General features: G+C 65.4%; 14 protein-coding genes. 8 read left to right on the top strand and 6 right to left on the bottom strand.

What is annotated here, in order from left to right; all coding sequences use genetic code 11:
* Window positions 1-6 precede the first annotated feature (6 nt).
* Genes RBA41_RS23620 through RBA41_RS23610 form a run of 3 tightly spaced genes read right to left on the bottom strand, consistent with a single transcriptional unit; the run spans window position 7 to window position 1,956 of the window.
* The gene (locus RBA41_RS23620; protein ID WP_306626688.1) at window positions 7-966 is read right to left on the bottom strand and encodes a sensor domain-containing diguanylate cyclase; all 960 of its coding nucleotides are present in this window, start codon (window positions 964-966) and stop codon (window positions 7-9) included.
* Window position 967: 1 nt separating this feature from the next.
* Window positions 968-1,588 carry a chemotaxis protein CheC gene (locus RBA41_RS23615; protein WP_306626687.1) on the bottom strand — a complete coding sequence of 207 codons (621 nt, stop codon included), beginning with the start codon at window positions 1,586-1,588 and terminating at the stop codon, window positions 968-970.
* Window positions 1,589-1,590: 2 nt separating this feature from the next.
* On the bottom strand, window positions 1,591-1,956 hold the full coding sequence (locus RBA41_RS23610) for a response regulator (protein WP_306626686.1): 366 nt from the start codon (window positions 1,954-1,956) through the stop codon (window positions 1,591-1,593).
* Between the two features lie 197 nt (window positions 1,957-2,153).
* Between RBA41_RS23610 and rpiA the strand changes: the two genes are divergently transcribed.
* Together rpiA and RBA41_RS23600 are read left to right on the top strand one after the other, a co-directional pair.
* Window positions 2,154-2,831 carry a ribose-5-phosphate isomerase RpiA gene (gene rpiA / locus RBA41_RS23605; protein WP_306626685.1) on the top strand — a complete coding sequence of 226 codons (678 nt, stop codon included), beginning with the start codon at window positions 2,154-2,156 and terminating at the stop codon, window positions 2,829-2,831.
* 75 nt (window positions 2,832-2,906) lie between these two features.
* A complete protein-coding gene (locus tag RBA41_RS23600) occupies window positions 2,907-3,251 on the top strand; it encodes a putative periplasmic lipoprotein (protein ID WP_306626684.1) in 345 nt (114 codons plus the stop codon).
* A 63-nt stretch (window positions 3,252-3,314) separates the two neighbouring features.
* Here RBA41_RS23600 and RBA41_RS23595 read toward each other — a convergent pair whose 3' ends face one another.
* The gene (locus tag RBA41_RS23595; RefSeq protein WP_099875725.1) at window positions 3,315-3,587 is read right to left on the bottom strand and encodes an oxidative damage protection protein; all 273 of its coding nucleotides are present in this window, start codon (window positions 3,585-3,587) and stop codon (window positions 3,315-3,317) included.
* A gap of 35 nt (window positions 3,588-3,622) precedes the next feature.
* Window positions 3,623-4,933: an amino-acid N-acetyltransferase gene (argA, locus tag RBA41_RS23590; RefSeq protein ID WP_306626683.1), complete on the bottom strand. Its 1,311-nt coding sequence runs from the start codon at window positions 4,931-4,933 to the stop codon at window positions 3,623-3,625.
* Window positions 4,934-4,986: 53 nt separating this feature from the next.
* On the opposite strand from argA, the gene hrpA reads away from it, so the two are divergent.
* On the top strand, window positions 4,987-9,255 hold the full coding sequence (hrpA, locus tag RBA41_RS23585) for an ATP-dependent RNA helicase HrpA (protein WP_306626682.1): 4,269 nt from the start codon (window positions 4,987-4,989) through the stop codon (window positions 9,253-9,255).
* Between the two features lie 131 nt (window positions 9,256-9,386).
* Here hrpA and RBA41_RS23580 read toward each other — a convergent pair whose 3' ends face one another.
* On the bottom strand, window positions 9,387-9,881 hold the full coding sequence (locus RBA41_RS23580; protein ID WP_306626681.1) for a PRC-barrel domain-containing protein: 495 nt from the start codon (window positions 9,879-9,881) through the stop codon (window positions 9,387-9,389).
* Window positions 9,882-10,105: 224 nt separating this feature from the next.
* Between RBA41_RS23580 and RBA41_RS23575 the strand changes: the two genes are divergently transcribed.
* The 5 genes from RBA41_RS23575 (at window position 10,106) to RBA41_RS23555 (ending at window position 14,512) form a co-directional block, all read left to right on the top strand.
* A complete protein-coding gene (locus RBA41_RS23575; RefSeq protein WP_306626680.1) occupies window positions 10,106-10,228 on the top strand; it encodes a hypothetical protein in 123 nt (40 codons plus the stop codon).
* Window positions 10,222-11,382, top strand: a complete 1,161-nt coding sequence (locus tag RBA41_RS23570; RefSeq protein WP_306626679.1) for an extracellular catalytic domain type 1 short-chain-length polyhydroxyalkanoate depolymerase — start codon at window positions 10,222-10,224, stop codon at window positions 11,380-11,382. The genes RBA41_RS23575 and RBA41_RS23570 overlap by 7 nt, the downstream gene beginning before the upstream one ends.
* Window positions 11,383-11,590: 208 nt before the next feature.
* Window positions 11,591-12,298, top strand: coding sequence for a translesion DNA synthesis-associated protein ImuA (gene imuA, locus RBA41_RS23565; protein WP_306626678.1), 708 nt, complete (start codon window positions 11,591-11,593; stop codon window positions 12,296-12,298).
* Window positions 12,228-13,709, top strand: coding sequence for a Y-family DNA polymerase (locus tag RBA41_RS23560; RefSeq protein WP_306626677.1), 1,482 nt, complete (start codon window positions 12,228-12,230; stop codon window positions 13,707-13,709). The genes imuA and RBA41_RS23560 overlap by 71 nt, the downstream gene beginning before the upstream one ends.
* Window positions 13,710-14,092: 383 nt before the next feature.
* Window positions 14,093-14,512 (top strand): hypothetical protein, encoded by a 420-nt coding sequence (locus RBA41_RS23555; RefSeq protein WP_306626676.1) that lies wholly within the window; start codon window positions 14,093-14,095, stop codon window positions 14,510-14,512.
* Window positions 14,513-14,549 lie beyond the last annotated feature (37 nt).

The following is a 14,549-nucleotide window of genomic DNA, read 5'->3' as shown; positions in this document are numbered from 1 at the left end:
CTGCTACTAACTAAATCTCACCACCCGGTTCCGTCCGGCCCCCTTGGCCATGTACAGCGCCCGGTCCGCTTCGCCCAGCAGCACGGCGATATCGCTCGAATTTTCCAGCGCGTGCGTCGCCAGGCCAATGCTCACCGTCACATACCCGGTCAGCTCGGTCTTGGCATGCGGAATCGCCAAAGCGGCAATGCGCTCGCGCATCTTCTCGGCCAGTACCTGGCTGTGTTCAGCCGTCATCTCCGGCAGGATCACGGCGAATTCCTCACCGCCATAGCGCGCAATCAGGTCGGCCGGCCGCTGCAGCATGGCCGCCAGCGCGTGCGCCACCTTGATCAGGGTGTCATCCCCCTGCTGGTGGCCGTAATGGTCGTTGTACGGCTTGAAGAAATCGATATCGATCATCAGCAGCGACAGCGGCGTGCCGGAACGCTTGGCGCGGCGCATTTCCTTTTCCATCGCCACATCGAAATGGCGCCGGTTGGCAATCCCGGTCAGGCCGTCCGAAAACGTCTGCGAGCGCAGTTCGAGCGCCTGGTCGCGCAGCAGCCGTTCGCGGTGGACGGCCACGCTCACGTCCGTAATCTGGATCAGGCAATGGCGCTCCAGGCCCGGCACGTCGAGCGGCGTCACGGCGACCGCCTGCTGCATGCGCTCGCCCGCCTCGCGCGCCGCGGCGTTGACGAACAGCGCAAACGGCGCCTTGTGCAAGGTCTGCGACAGCACCGATGGAAAATTGTCGCACAGCGCCTGGCGTACGGCGCCGTCGATGCGCTTGCCGCCCAGCTCAGGGAACAGGTCGAAAAAATCCTGCCCCACCACGCTCTCGGCCGGCAAGTCCGAATACTGGCTCATCCAGCGGTTCCATACCACCACCCGCCGTGCGTGGTCGAGCACGATCGTGCCCAGATTGATCGCGCCGAGCACGCTTTCAAGCATGCCCTGGCCGGGTGCCGCGGCGTCTGCCATGTCAGGCCGGACCCATGATCTTGGCAAGGTAGCGGTCGACCTGGTCTTGCAGGTCCTGGAGCGCGGTCAGGTCGAGGATGAAGGCCACATAGCCGTGGATCTGGTGTTTTTCGAGGATGAAGTCGATATGCAGCATCAGCACCACGGTATCGCCCAGGCCGCCGGTGGCGCTGAGGATTTCTTCGCTGGTGCCCACGTGGTACTCGGGCAGGGACCCGCTCAGTTCTTGCGCGAAAATATTGGCCAGGGTGCCGACGCAGGAGTTGAGAATGATGTTGCCGATCTCGCTCAGCGCTTCCTGCTCCATCTCCGTCAATTCCTTGAGCGGCACCGACTCGCCCACCATCAGGCGCACGATGTCGAGGCTCTTGTCCTCGGGGAACATCAAAATGGCTTCGGTCTTGAACGCACCTTCGTAGTGCTGGCTGACGCCGCACACACGCGCACTGTCCTTGTTGCCCAGCATCTCAGCGGCTTCCGCACGGTTGAGGAAGCTGATCGACGGTACCGACATCGTCACTTCCTCATTGACGATCTCGCTCATCGACTTGGCCGCGTGGCCCACGCCGATGTTGAAGATCTCGACCAGCGCATCGTGCTGCAGTTCGCTGAGATTGAACATGGTCACTCCAGGGCGCCGATCAGGGCATGGATGCGCGTTTCGGTGATGGGTTTTTCCATGAAGCCGATGCCCAGTTCGGTGGCGCGGCTACGGGTGGCGTTCTGGACGTTGGCGGTGACGAGCGAAATGTGGGTGTCCGGGCAGGCCGCGCGCAGGTGCTCGGCAGCGGCCAGGCCGCCCATGCCAGGCATGTTGACGTCGATGAGAATCAGAACGGGGGACAGGGTTTTCACCTTCTCGATGGCTTCTTCGCCGGTGGCGGCTTCTTCCACCTTCCAGTCGGGCTGCCGGCTGAGGATGAATTGGCGCGCCATCAGCCGCGATACCCGGCTGTCATCGACGACAAGGACCGTTTTCGTTTCGTTCATGTCACTTTCCCAGAGAATCTATGCATCGAGGCATTTTCGCATAGATTCCACCCCGTACAGGTAAAACGGACCAGCCGTGCCCGCGACTTGGTTACGTTCATGCGACATGGCAACAAAATTGGGCAGGAAAGGTGTATTGGCGAGGTGCGATCCGTTAAAATAAGAGCATTCCTTCTTTTTTCCCCCTATTTTCTGACATGACTCAAGACGAATTGAAACAAGCCGTGGCGCGTGCCGCCATCGCCTACGTGGTTGACGGCGAGATCATCGGCGTTGGCACGGGCTCCACCGCCAATTTCTTCATCGATGAGCTGGCCACCATCAAGGATCGCATCAAGGGGACGGTGGCCTCGTCCGAAGCGACCGCGGCGCGCCTGCGCGGCCACGGCATTGCCGTGTACGACCTGAACGACGTGAGCGAGATCGCCGTCTACATCGACGGCGCCGACGAGATCACCGCCAGCGGCGCCATGATCAAGGGCGGCGGGGCCGCCCTGACGCGCGAGAAGATCGTCGCTTCCGTGTCGCGCCAGTTCGTCTGCATCGCCGACGGCTCCAAGCTGGTCCAGACCATGGGCGCCTTTGCGCTGCCGGTCGAAGTGCTGCCGATGGCGCGCGCGGCCGTGATGCGGCGCCTTGCGGCCCTGGGCGGCCAGCCGCGCCTGCGCCTCCAACCCGGCACCGAACAAGCTTTCATTACCGATAACGGCGGCGAAATCATCGACGTGGCGGGTCTGTCGATCACCGATCCGGTCGGGCTGGAGCAACAGATCAACCAGATCGTCGGCGTCATCGCCGTCGGCCTGTTTGCCCAGCGCGGGGCCGATGTGTGCCTGCTGGGAACAAGCGAAGGCGTCAAGACGCTGACGTTTTAAGCCATACAAGACATCGATTCGGCAAGAAATCGATCAGACATGAAGTTAAAGAAGTAGTTCAACGACGGGGATAACATGAAGCGATTGCTTTTGGCGGTGATGTGTGTGGCGGTGCTGGGCGGCTGTTCGTCGGCCAGGAAACAAAAAGTCGCGGCGCGGCAAGCGCCGGTGAAGGTGGCCGTGGCGCCGGTGCAGGCACCAGCGCTCGACGCCAAGGGCCAGCCGATCGCGCACGTGCCGTTCCGCCCCGGCATTTCGTCGGTGACGGTGGAAAACATGGCCAAGAAGCAGGGTTGTACGGGCGGCGTGGGTGCCGGCCTGATGACGCCGCCGGGCCCGGTCGAGGTGTACCGCATGGTGTGCGATAACCGTACCATTTTCCAGGCCAAGTGCGAATTGCGTCAGTGCAAGCCGATTTAAAGCAGATCGGATGAAAGCTGGCGCGGCCCGGAGAGGGCGCGCGCCAGTTTGCTGGGGGCTTGCTCAGTCGGCTGGTGGGACGTAGCCTTGGGCAGCGTCGGCGCCATCGCCGAAGAAGTGCTTTTCCATCTGCGTGGCCAGGTATTTGCGCGCGCGCTGGTCGGCCAGGTTCAGGCGGTTTTCATTGACCAGCATGGTCTGGTGCTTGAGCCATGCGGCCCAGGCTTCCTTCGACACCGATTCCCAGATTTTCTTGCCCAGCTCGCCCGGGTAAGGCGGGAAGTCGAGTCCTTCAGCTTCCTTGTTCAGTTTGATGCAATGGACGGTGCGGGCCATGTGTACTCCTCAAGCGGATAAGTGTAAAGGCGTGATTATAAAGACTTAATCAGCACTTGGGATTTGCGCTGCCAGTTATACATATGCTGGCGATCCTTGGGCAAGGCGTCGACCGTGGCCGGCTTGAAGCCGCGCTTCTGGAACCAGTGCGAGGTGCGCGTGGTGAGCACGAACAGCTGCTTGAGGCCGGCCGCGCGGGCGCGGTTTTCCACGTGCTTGAGGATACGCTCGCCGTCGCCCTGGGCCTGCACTTCGGGATTGACCGTCAGGCAGGCCATTTCGCCCATTTTCGATTCCGGGAACGGATACAGGGCGGCGCAGCCGAAGATGACGCCATCGTGCTCGATCACGGAGAACTGGTCGATTTCGCGTTCGATCAGTTCGCGCCCGCGCTTGACCAGGGTGCCGTCCGCTTCCAGCGGCTCGATCAGCTTGATGATGCCGCCCACGTCTTCGATGGTGGCGCGGCGCAGGCTTTCCAGGTTTTCGTGGCTGATCATGGTGCCCACGCCATCGTGCGTGAACAGTTCGAGCAGGGCCGAGCCATCCATCTCGAACGGCACGATGTGGGCGCGCGGCACGCCGCTGTTGCAGGCCTTGATGGCGTGCTGCAGGTAGAACGCGGCGTCGGCCGGCAAAAAGCCCGCCTGCAGCACGGCTTCGGCCTGGTGCGAGGACAGTTCGCGGATTTCGGCGCCGCCTTCATCGAGCATCATCAGCGTTTCGGTGATGAACACGAGTTTGTCGGCGTGCAGGGCGATCGCAGCCGACACGGCCACGTCTTCCATGGTCAGGTTGAACGCTTCGCCGGTCGGCGAGAAACCGAGCGGCGAGAGCAGCACCGGGCTGTCGGTGGCCAGGATCGCGTGGATGGTTTCGGCGGCGATCTTGCGCGGCATGCCGGTCAGTTCGAGGTCGACGCCATCAATCACGCCAAGCGGGCGCGCGGTGACGAAGTTACCGGAGATGATGCGGATGGCGGCGTGCGCCATCGGCGTGTTGGGCAAACCCTGGCTGAAGGCGGCCTCGATGTCGAGACGCAGTTCGCCGGCCGCTTCCTTCGCGCATTCGAGGGCGGCGGTGTCGGTGATGCGGATGCCGTTGTGAAAACGGCCTTCGACGTTCCGCAGCGCGAGCTGCTCGGCGACCTGGGGCCGCGAGCCGTGCACGATCACCACCCGGATATCGAGGGCGACGAGCAGCGACAGATCCTGGGCCAGCACCGGCAGCGCGCCGGCGGTAACGAGTTCACCCGGAAAGGCGACCACGAAGGTCTTGCCACGGAACGCGTGGATGTACGGCGCGACTGAGCGCAGCCATTGGACGAATTGGTTAGGGGTTTCCATTTGGCGCATTATAATTCGCTGCGCGACTTGCGCGCTAAATTCATGTAAAAACAATGTCAGAACAGAGTAACAAGCCTTCCACGCCGCCGTCGCCACCTGTCGCCACGCCCCGCAAAGCCAGCGAGGCGGGTCAACCCGCACCGCGTGGGTCTCAATCCCGCCAGCCGCGCCAGCCGGGGGAGGGCGAGCGCCCGGGTGCCGCAGCGCGTCCGCCGAGGGAAGGCCAGGCGGGCGGTGAGCGTCCGGCGCGCACCCCGCGTCCGCCACGCGAAGGCCAGCCGGCCGGTGAGCGTACGCCGCGTGAAGGCCAGCCAGCCGGTGAACGTCCGGCGCGTGCCCCGCGTCCACCACGCGAAGGCCAGCCGGCCGGTGAGCGTGCGCCGCGTGAAGGCCAGCCAGCGGGCGAACGTCAACCGCGCGCGCCGCGCGAGGTGTTTCGCACGCCGCTGCCGCCGATTACCTTTCCCGAAGACTTGCCGGTCTCCGGGCGCCGCCAGGACATCGCCAAGGCGCTGCTGGAGAACCAGGTCATCATCGTCTCCGGTGAAACCGGCTCCGGCAAAACCACCCAGCTGCCCAAGATTTGCCTGGAGCTGGGGCGCGGCCAGAAGGGCCTGATCGGCCACACCCAGCCGCGCCGGATCGCCGCGTCGTCCACCGCCAAGCGCATCGCGCAGGAACTGGGCACGCCGCTGGGCGTGCACGTGGGCTTCAAGGTGCGCTTTACCGACACCTTGCAGCCGGGCGCCTCGGTCAAGCTGATGACGGACGGGATCCTGCTGGCCGAAACCCAGACCGACCCGCTGCTCAAAAACTACGACACCATCATCATCGATGAAGCGCACGAGCGCAGCCTGAACATCGACTTCCTGCTTGGTTACCTCAAGCAGCTGCTGCCGCGCCGTCCCGACCTGAAAGTGATCATCACTTCGGCGACGATCGACGCCGACCGTTTCGCGCGCCACTTCGCCAACGGCGACAAGCTGGCGCCGGTGATCGAAGTGTCGGGCCGCCTGTACAAGGTGGAAGTGCGCTATCGCCCGGTCGACCGCGATCCGGTGGCGGTGGCATCGCCATCGCCGGCGTCGGGCAAGCCGATGCCGAAGGCGCAGGCCGCGCGCGACAAGCGCGACCTGATGGACGCCGTGGTCGATGGCGTCGACGAATTGTGCCGCCTCGGCTCGGGCGACGTACTGGTGTTCCTGCCGGGCGAACGCGAGATCCGCGATTGCGCCGAAGCGCTGCGCAAGCACCATCCGCCGCACGTCGAGATCCTGCCGCTGTTCGCCCGCCTGTCGGTCGAGGAGCAGGAGAAGGTCTTCAAGATCACCAATGCGCGCCGCATCGTGTTGGCCACGAACGTGGCCGAAACCTCGCTGACGGTGCCGGGCATCCGCTACGTGGTCGACGCCGGTCTTGCGCGCGTGAAGCGCTACAGCTTCCGCAACAAGGTCGAGCAATTGCAGGTGGAGCCGATCGCGCAGTCGGCCGCCAACCAGCGCGCCGGCCGTTGCGGCCGGGTGGCCGACGGCGTGTGCATCCGCCTGTACGAAGAAAACGATTACCTGCAGCGCCCCAGGTTCACCGAGCCGGAAATCCTGCGCTCGTCGCTGGCGGCGGTCATCCTGCGCATGAAGTCCCTGCACCTGACGGATGTTGAGACGTTCCCGTTCATCGAGCCGCCGCAGGGCCGCGCGATCGCCGACGGCTACCAGCTGCTGCAGGAAGTGGGCGCGGTCGACGAATCGAACGACCTGACCCCGCTCGGCCACAAGCTGGCCAAGCTGCCGCTCGATCCAAGGGTCGGGCGCATGATTCTGGCCGCGCTGGAAAACGCCTGCCTGACCGAGATGCTGATCATCGCCTCGGCGCTGTCGGTGCAGGACCCGCGCGACCGGCCGATGGAGCACCAGCAGGCGGCCGACGAGGCGCACAAGAAGTTCGCCGACGAGAAGTCCGAATTCCTCACCTATATCAAGATCTGGAAGTGGTTCGAGGCGGCCATCGAGCACAAGAAAACCAACCGCCAGCTGATGGAAACGTGCCGCACCAATTTCCTCTCGCAGGTGCGCCTGCGCGAATGGCGCGACGTGCATTCGCAGCTGCTCACCATCGTCAAGGAGCAGGGATGGCGCATGAACGAGCTGCCGGCCACGTACGAGAACCTGCATACGGCCCTGCTCACTGGCCTGCTTGGCAATATCGGCTTCAAGTCCGAGGATGAACCGGGCGCCGGCTACCTCGGCGCGCGCGGCATCAAGTACCACGTGTGGCCGGGTTCCTCGCTCATTAAAAAGCCGGGCAAGTGGATCATGGCGGCCGAACTGGTGGAAACCACGCGCCTGTACGCGCGCTGCGTGGCCAACATCGCGCCCGAATGGATCGAGCGGGTGGGCAGCCATCTGCTGAAAAAATCGTGGGGCGAGCCGCGCTGGGAAAAACGCGCCGCGCAGGTCACCGCGTCCGAACGCGCGACCCTGCACGGGCTGGTGATCTACAGCCAGCGCCGCATCAACTACGGCCAGTTCAATCCCGCCGAAGCACGCGAGATCTTCATTCGCGATGCGCTGGTGGCGGGCGACTACGATACGCGCGCGCCGTTCTTCGCGCATAACCACAAGCTGATCAAAGAGATCGAAAACCTCGAGCACAAGTCGCGCCGTCTCGACGTGCTGGTCGACGACCATCTGATCGCCGCGTTCTACGACAAGCTCATTCCGACCGACGTGGTCAACGGCGCCGGCTTCGAGAAGTGGCACAAGGACGCCACCTTCAAGGAACCCAAGCTGCTGTTCCTGAACCGCGACGAATTGATGCGGCACGAAGCGGCTGGTGTGACCACCGAGTTGTTCCCGAAGGTGATGTCGGTGACCGGCATCGAGATGCAGCTCACCTACCACTTCGAGCCGGGCAGCCTGCGCGACGGCGTCACCCTGGCGGTGCCGCTGTTTGCGCTGAACCAGCTGCCGCGCGAGCGCGCGGACTGGCTGGTGCCGGGCATGCTGAAGGAGAAAGTGCATCTGCTTTTAAAATCGCTGCCGCAGAAGCTGCGCCGCCATTGCGTGCCGCTGCCCGATTACGCGGCGCGCTTTTGCGAGCGCGTGCACGAAGCGGGCAAGTTCGGGCGCGGTGACCTGATCGACGCCATCATCGCCGACATCCGTTCGCAAACGAGCCTGATGGTATTGAGCTCCGACTTCAAGCCCGAAACGCTGCCGGCGCACCATTTCATGAACTTCAAGGTGATCGACGAGCACGGACGCCAGCTCGACATGGGACGCAACCTGGCGACCTTGCAGGCCGAATTCGGCGGGCAGGCGCGCCAGAGCTTTCAGAAGCTGGCGGAGGTGTCGATTCCGGCGGCGCCGGGCAAGGTCCAGGCGACCGCCACAACTTCGGCCTCGGCCGCTGCGCCGGCGGCGGCATCGTCGGCGGCCGCGGCATCGCAGCCGAATGCGCCCAAGGTCAGCCAGCACACCGGCCTGACCTCGTGGACCTTCGGCGAATTGCCGGAGCTGCTGGAAATCGTGCAGGGCAAGCTGACCCTGATCGGTTTTCCGGCGCTGGTCGACAAGCAGACCCACTGCGACCTGGAAGTGTTCGACGACCCGACCGTGGCCGCTGCCACGCATCGCGTTGGCCTGCGCCGCCTGTTCGCGCTGCAGTTCAAAGAGCAGATCAAGTTTGTCGAGAAGAACATTCCGGGTCTGCAGCAGATGGGCATGCAGTTCATGGCGATGGGCTCGCAGGAGGAGTTGCGCGACCAGATCATCCAGAAAGCGATCGACATCGCCTGCCTGCAAGACCCGCTGCCGACCGACGCGGCTTCGTTCAACAAGCGCAAGGATGAAGGCAAGTCGCGCCTGACCTTGCTGGTGAACGAAATTGCACGCCTGGTGTCGCAGGTGTTGACCGAGTTCCATGGCTTGCCCAAGAAGCTGCAAGGCGTGCAGGCGCAGGCCGCGGCCGACATGCAGTCGCAGTTGCAGGGACTGGTGCACAAGCGCTTCCTGATCGATAACGATTACGCGCAACTGGCGCATTTTCCGCGCTATCTCAAGGCAATCAATGTGCGGCTGGAAAAGCTGCGTGCCGATCCCGCGCGCGACGCCAAGCTGATGGCCGAGTGGACCCAGTCCGCCAGCCATTTCATGCGCGCCGCGCGCGACCGGCTGGCGGGAAAAAACACCGATCCGAAGATGGTGGAATTTCGCTGGATGCTCGAAGAACTGCGCGTGTCGCTGTATGCGCAGGAATTGCGCACGCCAATGCCGGTGTCGGCCAAGCGCCTGCAGAAGGTGTGGGAGTCGATGCAGCGCTGATCCAGGCGTCGGCGTGCGGATCGCCACAAGGCGTCATCCATGGACACCTTCGGCTATCCGTGTGCGCCGCACGGGTGCACGGGCACCTTGCACAGGCGCCCCTGCCACCAGCGCTATTCGTCAAGCACGCTTCATAGTCCGGCACCCATGCCGCTCGTTCCGGAGCTGCCGCTCGTTGTGCTCGTGCCGGTACCGCCCATGCCGGACTGCGTGCCCGCGCCCACGCCGCCGGTGGTGGCGTCGGTTCCGTAAAACCCATGCACCTGGTTGGCCCAGCTGATGTCGCTCATGTCGGGCCAGGCGTCCGGGTCGAAGCCGGGCGCGTTTTTCAGGCGCTCCTTCTCCACATTGAGCACGAAGCGCTTGTTGACGGTGTCCAGGTGCAGCGCTTGCCACGGCACCGCAAACAGTTTTTCGCCCAGCCCCAGCATGCCGCCGAAAGCCAGTACCGCATAGGCGACTTGTCCGCTGCGCATGTCGAGCATGATTTCCTTGATCTCGCCCAGATCGTCTTCCTGGGCGTTGACGAGGTTGTCGCCGATCAGGGTGTCGGCGCCCATCAGGGCAGGGCCCGGACCGACGCTGCCCTTGTATATGCCATATTTGTCGCGCTCTGTGTAATTCATCTCGTTCTCCTGATATTTTTGGGTGTGCGGACCTCGCCGATCGCGGTCCTTATGCAAACAGACTAGGTTTTTGCGCAAGCGGTTCTTTGATGTGCCTCAATGGTGTCGGCGCGCACGCGTCGCCCGCCGATGTTGCTTTTTTGCTCATCGGACCCGCTAAGCGGCACAACGCACGGAGCGGCGCCGTGGGGGCACGCTATGCTGGCTGAAAGGAGCCCATCACCATGATCGTCAATGCACGTTGCACCCACGCCGGCCCGCTCGGCAAACCGATGCCGACCCGCTCGTCCGCGGCCATCCTGTGGGCGCGCCTGCACCAGCGCGTGATGGTGCGTTTGCGATGGTAAAGTCCAGCGCCCCCTTGCTGCGCAGCCTGATGCGCGTGGGTAAAAAGCAGCAACGCTCGGCGGCGCGCCTGCTCACGGCGCTGTTCGCGCCGCCCAAACCGGCGCCCAAGGCACGCGCCAAACCGGCACCGAAACTGGCCTCGGCAACCGCTCCCAGGCCCACCCCGAAGCCCAGAGCCGCCTCCACGGTTGCACCCACGCCGAAACCCAAACCAGCGCCGCGCGCCGCGCCGGCAGCATTGCTCAAAGACGCGCCAGCGCCGGGCAAGTGGCTCACCGCGCGCTACGCCGGCCAGTCAGGACAGGTGCTGCGCACGATGAGTTACTGGCTGTATCTGCCCGATGGCGCGGCGCCGCCCTCGGGCTGGCCGCTGATCGTCATGCTGCACGGCTGCGAGCAGAGCGCCACCCAGTTTGCCCAGGGCACGCGCATGAACCAGATGGCGCAAAAGGCCGGCTACGCGGTGCTGTATCCCCAGCAATCGCTCAGCGCCCATCCGCACCGCTGCTGGAAATGGTATGACCGCGCCACCCAGCAGGGCGGGGGTGACGTGCCGGTGATTGTCGGCATGATCGGCCAGGTGCTGGCCGCGTACGGCCTGGACCGCTCGCGGGTGTTCATCTGCGGCATGTCGGCGGGAGCGGGCATGGCCAATATCGTCGCGCTCAACCATCCGGAGCTGTTCGCCGGGCTGGGGCTGCATTCGGGGCCCCTGTATGGCGCAGGGCACAGCACGGTCGGGGCGCTTGGGGTCATGCAACACGGTAACGGCGCGCGGGTCGACAGCGCCATCGCCGAGGTGCTCGAACGGCGTCCCGGGTTTCCGTCCATGCCGACCATCCTGATCCAGGGCGATGACGACCGCGTGGTTCGGCCGGTCAACCAGGTGCACTTGCGGCGCCAGGCGATGCTGATCAATGATCTGCCGGCGGCGACGCCGGTGCGGGTGGCGCACAAGGCCGGTGGGCGCGGCGGCTTGCCGCATCAGGTGCACGATGTGTATCGCGGACGCAAGCTGATGCTGCGCGTGGCCCAGATCGCCCAGCTGCAGCATGCCTGGAGCGGGGGCGACGCGCGCCTGTCGTTCAATTCGGCGGCGGGGCCGGATGCCAGCAAGATGCTGGTCGATTTCTTCGGCAAGCACCGGCGTTGACCTTGGTTTGTTTCTGGACAATGATGCGCACCTGTTCATTCATGCAAATCCAATCTTTCTAAAGAGGAATCGTGTCCTGCATCGATGATGCTTGGCTGGAAAAATTTCTAATCAGAGGTCTGACCCCGGTTGTAGGCGCACGATAGGCCTTGCCAAATTGGCAGTCAGAGAGTACTGTATAAATATACAGTACTTTGTTGATCCGACCATGAGCTCCCCTGATTTCCTTGCCGCGCCCGAGACCTTGCATCCCGCCCTGTGGCGCGCTTCCCAGCTGGCCCACGCCGGCACGCGCTGTGTCGACAGCGGCCATCCCACCCTGTCGCCCCAGTTGCCCGGCGGCGGCTGGCCCAGCGGCTGCCTGGTCGAGCTGCTGCTGCAGCAAAGCGGCATCGGCGAATTGCGCCTGCTGCGTCCAGCCCTGGCCAAGGTGGCCGAGCGCCGCATCGTGCTGCTGCAGCCACCCCATCCACCCCAGGCGCTGGCGCTGGCCGCGCTCGGGCTGCCGCCCTCCCAGATGATCTGGGTGCGCAGCGCGCGCAATGCCGATGCCCTGTGGGCGGCCGAGCAGGTGCTGCGCAGCGGCAGTTGCGGCGCGCTGCTGTTCTGGGCCAGCCATGCGCGTCCCGATGCGCTGCGCCGCCTGCATCTGGCGGCCCAGTGCGGCGAGGCTCTGTTCTTCCTGCTGCGCCCGCTCGCGGCGGCCCAGGATGCCTCGCCGGCGCCGCTGCGCCTGAGCCTGCGTCCGGCGCTCGGCGGACTCGACATCGGTTTCGTCAAACGCCGGGGACCGCAGCGCGACGCGCCCCTGTTCCTGCCCCTGACTCCTTCTTTACTGCAGCGCCATGCGACTCTGGATCGGCCTCTGCCTGCCCCGGCTACCGCTCGACGTATTCAGCCCGCACTGGTCGGCTGAGGCCGCCAGCGTCGTGCTGGAACACGAGCGCGTGCTGGCCGCCTCGCCACTGGCGCAGGCGGGCGGGGTGCGCGAGGGCATGCGCCGCGGCGGGGTGCTGATGCTGCTGCCCGAAGCGCGCCTGCACGAGCGCGAGCCCGCGCGCGAGGCCGCGGCCCTGCAGGCGGTGGCCATGGCGCTGCTGCAGTACACGCCCCAGGTCGCCCTGGCCGAGGAAGCGACCTTGCTGATGGACGTGGGGGCCAGCCTGCGCCTGTTCGGCGGGGTGCGCGCGCTGTGCCGGCGCATCCGCGCCAGCGTGCGCGCGCTCGGCTTCAGTGCCCGCCTCAGCTGCGCGCCGACGGCGCGCGGGGCCTGGCTGCTGGCGCGCGGCGGCGCCGGCCACGCGCTCGGCATGGCATCGCTCAAACGCCGCCTGGACCGGCTGCCGGCCGCCTTGCCGCTGCCGGCGCGCCCGTTTGCCGCCTGGTTAGAAGGCATCGGCTGCCTGTCGCTGGGCCAGCTGCGGCGCCTGCCGCGTCCGGGCTTGCAGCGCCGTTGCGGCGGCGCCTTGCTGGGCGTGCTCGATGCCGCCTACGGCATGACGGCCGAGCTGTTCGACTGGATCGCCGCGCCCACCACCTTCCAGGCCCGGCTTGAACTGTTCGACCGGGTCGAGCAGGCCGACGCCCTGCTGGCCGGCGCCCACAGCCTGCTGCTGCAAATGACGGGCTGGCTGTGCGCGCACCAGTTGGCGGTGGGGCGCATCGTGCTGCTGCTCGAACACGAGCGCGGCCGGGTGGCGCGGCCGCCGACCGTGCTCGACATCATCCTGGCCGAGCCGACCTGGCGCGACGACCATCTGGTGCGCCTGCTGCGCGAGCGCCTGGGCAGCCTGACCCTGGAAGCGCACGTGATCGGCCTGGTGCTCGAAGCGCCCGAGGTGCAGGCCATGGCCGTGCCGAGCGAGTCGCTGTTTCCCGAGCCCGGCGGCAGCGAGCAGGACCAGTGGCGCATGCTCGAACTGCTGGTGGCGCGCCTCGGCCCCGAGAATGTGCTGCAGGCGGCTCCGCGCGCTGATTACCGGCCCGAGCTGGCGAACCGCTGGGTGCCGGTGCAGCAGGAGCGGCGCACGGCGCAGCAGCAGCCGCAATTGCCGCCGGACGTGCTCAGCCTGCCGCGCCCGGCCTGGCTGCTGGCCAAGCCGGTGGCGCTGCTGATGCGCGATCACCGGCCGTTTTACGGCTCGCCCCTGCGCATGGCCTCGACCCCCGAGCGGATCGAGGCGGGCTGGTGGAGCCAGTCGCAGACGCGCGATTATTTCATTGCGCAAGGGCAGGATCATGCCCATTACTGGGTCTACCGCGAACGCATCGCCGGCACCGATGGCGATAGCGCGCCGCGCTGGTTCCTGCATGGCTTGTTCGGCTGAGGGCGCCCATGCGAAGGGCCGCCATCCGGTGCTGACGATCTTGCCCACTGATGGCGCACAAGGAGCAGGCGGCAAGTCATCGGCGTTCATGGCAGCCGCCCTCACGTGACGGTGCCGTCACATCGCCGCCTCACGGCCGCTTGCCTTCGAGCCGCCGCTCGATGCGCCAGACGGTCCGGCAGCGCGCAACGCACGTGCCCGGCATCCGGACGATTCGCCAGTGACGCTGTCATGCCGTCGGCAGGTCGACGGCTCGATGGCGCGCCGGGAATGTGTGGCAAGCGTTTCGGTACTAGCACAATCGATAGCATTGATGCGGCCCCGTTCCGGCGTAGGATCGATTCTGCTGTCTTCGAAACATCACTTCACCACAGGAGGACGTTATGGCAGAAGAGAACGAATCCGGGGAAGAGCGCGTTGTTCTGGACGCGCGCACCCTTCAAAATATCAATCCGGAAACCCTGGCACGCCTTCGCAGCGAGTTTGGCATGTCGGTCGAGCTGAAATCGACGAAGCCGGGCTTGTCCGGCCTGCTCGACAGCCTGACCAGGGGCGGCCTTACGACGCCCCAGGGGATGGTGGCCGCCTACGACCGCGGCTTCGACCGCACCAGCCCCGGCTACGACAAGTACTACGACCGGGACCGGGCCCTGGCCAACCCTGCCCAGGATCTGCTCGACCCTGTGATCAACCCCGGCCCGCTCATTCCCGGCATAGCCAACCCCGCCCAACCCGGGCTTTCTCCTGTGGTGAGCCCCGGCATCGACGCCGGCGTGCTCAACCGTTTAACCACGCGCCCATGACGCAAGGCGGGCTTGCCCGCCGTAGAGGGAGACATCG

This window comes from Massilia scottii (assembly GCF_030846495.1).
Lineage (GTDB): Bacteria > Pseudomonadota > Gammaproteobacteria > Burkholderiales > Burkholderiaceae_D > Telluria_A > Telluria_A violaceinigra.
The sequence above is the reverse complement of the archived record's forward strand: the minus strand, read 5'-3'. Positions and strand labels throughout refer to the sequence as shown.

Bases quoted from the DNA above. Each gene is read 5' to 3' on its own strand.
- RBA41_RS23620 (WP_306626688.1), bottom strand. From the start codon at position 966: ATGGCAGACGCCGCGGCACCCGGCCAGGGCATGCTTGAAAGCGTGCTC.
- RBA41_RS23615 (WP_306626687.1), bottom strand. From the start codon at position 1,588: ATGTTCAATCTCAGCGAACTGCAGCACGATGCGCTGGTCGAGATCTTC.
- RBA41_RS23610 (WP_306626686.1), bottom strand. From the start codon at position 1,956: ATGAACGAAACGAAAACGGTCCTTGTCGTCGATGACAGCCGGGTATCG.
- rpiA (WP_306626685.1), top strand. From the start codon at position 2,154: ATGACTCAAGACGAATTGAAACAAGCCGTGGCGCGTGCCGCCATCGCC.
- RBA41_RS23600 (WP_306626684.1), top strand. From the start codon at position 2,907: ATGAAGCGATTGCTTTTGGCGGTGATGTGTGTGGCGGTGCTGGGCGGC.
- RBA41_RS23595 (WP_099875725.1), bottom strand. From the start codon at position 3,587: ATGGCCCGCACCGTCCATTGCATCAAACTGAACAAGGAAGCTGAAGGA.
- argA (WP_306626683.1), bottom strand. From the start codon at position 4,933: ATGGAAACCCCTAACCAATTCGTCCAATGGCTGCGCTCAGTCGCGCCG.
- hrpA (WP_306626682.1), top strand. From the start codon at position 4,987: ATGTCAGAACAGAGTAACAAGCCTTCCACGCCGCCGTCGCCACCTGTC.
- RBA41_RS23580 (WP_306626681.1), bottom strand. From the start codon at position 9,881: ATGAATTACACAGAGCGCGACAAATATGGCATATACAAGGGCAGCGTC.
- RBA41_RS23575 (WP_306626680.1), top strand. From the start codon at position 10,106: ATGATCGTCAATGCACGTTGCACCCACGCCGGCCCGCTCGGCAAACCG.
- RBA41_RS23570 (WP_306626679.1), top strand. From the start codon at position 10,222: ATGGTAAAGTCCAGCGCCCCCTTGCTGCGCAGCCTGATGCGCGTGGGT.
- imuA (WP_306626678.1), top strand. From the start codon at position 11,591: ATGAGCTCCCCTGATTTCCTTGCCGCGCCCGAGACCTTGCATCCCGCC.
- RBA41_RS23560 (WP_306626677.1), top strand. From the start codon at position 12,228: ATGCGACTCTGGATCGGCCTCTGCCTGCCCCGGCTACCGCTCGACGTA.
- RBA41_RS23555 (WP_306626676.1), top strand. From the start codon at position 14,093: ATGGCAGAAGAGAACGAATCCGGGGAAGAGCGCGTTGTTCTGGACGCG.